At 65.4% G+C, this 3,073-nt stretch carries 2 protein-coding genes; both read right to left on the bottom strand.

Translation table 11 applies throughout. The features are described 5' to 3' along the window. Nucleotides 1-27: 27 nt before the first annotated feature. Nucleotides 28-2,640, bottom strand: coding sequence for a Fe/S-dependent 2-methylisocitrate dehydratase AcnD (gene acnD, locus CF68_RS06520; RefSeq protein WP_035816866.1), 2,613 nt, complete (start codon nt 2,638-2,640; stop codon nt 28-30). A gap of 122 nt (nt 2,641-2,762) precedes the next feature. Next, on the bottom strand, nt 2,763-3,073 hold a 311-nt coding region (locus tag CF68_RS06515), incomplete at its 5' end, for a citrate/2-methylcitrate synthase (RefSeq protein WP_035816864.1).

Here is a 3,073-nt window from a genome sequence, read left to right as displayed (position 1 = left end):
CTATGCCGCCCGGGCCCATGTCACAGCTTATGCAGCCGAACGGGTTGACTCAAGGAAGTCCTGTGCGAAGCGCTGCAGCACGCCGCCGGCCTCGTAGATCGACACTTCCTCGTCGCTATCGAGGCGGCAGGTCACCGGCACCTCGATACGCTCGCCGTTCTTGCGGTTCACCACCAGCGTCAGCGTGGCGCGCGGCTGGCGCTCGCCGATCACGTCATAGGTCTCGGTGCCGTCCAGGCCCAGCGCCAGGCGGTTCACGCCCGGCTTGAACTCCAGCGGCAGCACGCCCATGCCGATCAGGTTGGTGCGGTGGATGCGCTCGAAGCCCTCGGCGACGATGACTTCCACGCCGGCCAGGCGCACGCCCTTGGCGGCCCAGTCGCGCGACGAGCCCTGGCCATAGTCCGCGCCGGCGATGATGATCAGCGGCTGCTTGCGGTCCATGTAGGTCTCGATCGCTTCCCACATGCGCACCACCTTGCCTTCCGGCTCGATGCGCGCCAGCGAACCCTTCTTGACCTGGCCATCGACCACGGCCATCTCGTTGATCAGGGTCGGGTTGGCAAAGGTGGCGCGCTGCGCGGTCAGGTGGTCGCCGCGGTGGGTGGCGTACGAGTTGAAGTCCTCTTCCGGCAGGCCCATCTTGGCCAGGTATTCCCCTGCGGCGCTGTTGAGCATGATGGCGTTGGACGGCGACAGGTGGTCGGTGGTGATGTTGTCGCCCAGCACCGCCAGCGGACGCAGCGCCTTGAGCGTGCGCTCGCCGGCCAGCGCGCCTTCCCAGTAGGGCGGGCGGCGGATATAGGTGCTCTGCGGGCGCCAGTCGTACAGCGGGCTGACGGACTCGCCGCTGGCCGCGGTGATGGCGAACATCGGCTCGTAGACCTTGCGGAACTGCTCGGGCTTGACGCTCTTCGCCACGATCGCGTCGATCTCTTCGTCGCTCGGCCAGATGTCCTTCAGGTACACCGGCTTGCCGTCCTGGTCCGTGCCCAGCACGTCCTTTTCGATATCGAAGCGGATGGTGCCGGCGATGGCATAGGCCACCACCAGCGGCGGCGAGGCCAGGAAGGCCTGTTTGGCGTACGGGTGGATGCGGCCATCGAAGTTGCGGTTGCCGGACAGCACGGCGGTGGCGTACAGGTCGCGGTCGATGATTTCCTGCTGGATCTTGGGATCCAGCGCGCCGGACATGCCGTTGCAGGTGGTGCAGGCAAAGGCGACAATGCCGAAGCCAAGCTTCTCGAGGTCGGGCAGCAGATTCGCTTCTTCCAGGTACAGTTCGACTGCCTTGGATCCCGGGGCCAGCGACGACTTGACCCACGGCTTGCGCGCCAGGCCGCGCGCGTTGGCGTTGCGCGCCAGCAGCGCGGCGGCGATCACGTTGCGCGGGTTGCTGGTGTTGGTGCAGCTGGTGATGGCGGCAATGATGACCGCGCCGTCCGGCATCAGGCCTTCGGCTTCCTGCGCGCGGGCCTTGTCCAGGTCCACGGCGATGCCGCGCTCGGCCAGCGCGGAAGTCGGCAGGCGCTTGTGCGGGTTGGACGGGCCGGCCATATTGCGCACCACGCTCGACAGGTCGAACTTCAGCACGCGCTCGTACTCGGCGTTCTTCAGCGAATCCGCCCACAGGCCGGCAGTCTTGGCGTACGTTTCAACCAGCTTGAGCTGCTCGTCGGTGCGGCCGGTCAGGCGCAGGTAGTCAATGGTCTGCTCGTCGATGAAGAACATCGCGGCAGTGGCGCCATATTCCGGGGCCATGTTGGAAATGGTCGCGCGGTCGCCGAGCGTCAGGCTGGATGCGCCTTCGCCACGGAACTCCAGATAAGCGCCAACCACCTTTTCCTTGCGCAGGAATTCAGTCAGGGCCAGCACGATGTCGGTGGCGGTGATGCCGGGCTGGCGCTTGCCGGTCAGCTCCACGCCGACGATATCCGGCAGGCGCATCCACGAGGCGCGGCCGAGCATGACGTTCTCGGCTTCCAGGCCGCCCACGCCGATGGCGATCACGCCCAGCGCGTCCACGTGCGGGGTGTGGCTGTCGGTGCCGACGCAGGTATCGGGGTAGGCCACGCCGCTATCAGCGTGGATCACCGGCGACATCTTTTCCAGGTTGATCTGGTGCATGATGCCGTTGCCCGGCGGGATCACGTCGACGTTCTTGAACGCCTGCTTGGTCCAGTCGATGAAATGGAAGCGGTCTTCGTTGCGGCGGTCTTCGATGGCGCGGTTCTTGGCGAAGGCATCGGGATCGAAGCCGCCGCACTCCACCGCCAGCGAGTGATCGACGATCAGCTGCACCGGCACCACCGGGTTGACCTTGGCGGGGTCGCCGCCCTGGTCGGCAATGGCGTCGCGCAGGCCGGCCAGGTCCACCAGCGCGGTCTGGCCCAGGATGTCATGGCACACCACGCGCGCCGGGAACCACGGGAAGTCCAGCTCGCGCTTGCGCCCGATCAGCTGCCTGAGCGAATCGGTCAGCGTGGCGGGATCGCAGCGGCGCACCAGGTTTTCTGCCAGCACGCGCGACGTGTACGGCAGCTTGTCGTAGGCACCCGGCTGGATTGCCTCGACCGCGGCGCGCGCGTCAAAGTAATCCAGCTTGGTGCCCGGTAGCGGTTTGCGGTTTGCAGAATTCATGGTGTAGGGAAATCAATATAGGTATGAAAAAGGGGTAGTGGTCCCATGTCAGCGACCAACTACCCCCTTGCCCGCAGGCCCGGATCAATGCAACCCGACGCGGAGCAAACCGGCAGCCGGTCTTACTTGCGATCCTTCAGCGGCACGAACTTCAGGTTCTCCGGACCGGTGTAGTTGGCACTCGGGCGGATGATCTTGTTGTCGATGCGTTGCTCGATGATGTGCGCGGCCCAGCCGGACGTGCGCGCGATCACGAACAGCGGCGTGAACATCGCCGTCGGCACGCCCATCATGTGGTAGCTCACCGCGCTGAACCAGTCCAGGTTCGGGAACATCTTCTTGATGTCCCACATCACGGTTTCCAGGCGCTCGGCGATGTCGAACATCTTCATCGAGCCGGCGTCCTTCGACAGCTTCTTCGCCACTTCCTTGA

Source organism: Cupriavidus sp. SK-4 (genome assembly GCF_000611125.1).
GTDB classification, from domain to species: Bacteria; Pseudomonadota; Gammaproteobacteria; order Burkholderiales; family Burkholderiaceae; genus Cupriavidus; species Cupriavidus necator.
This window is presented reverse-complemented; position numbering and strand designations above follow the sequence as displayed.

Coding starts and splice junctions, on each gene's coding strand:
- acnD (WP_035816866.1), bottom strand. CDS start 2,640: ATGAATTCTGCAAACCGCAAACCGCTACCGGGCACCAAGCTGGATTAC.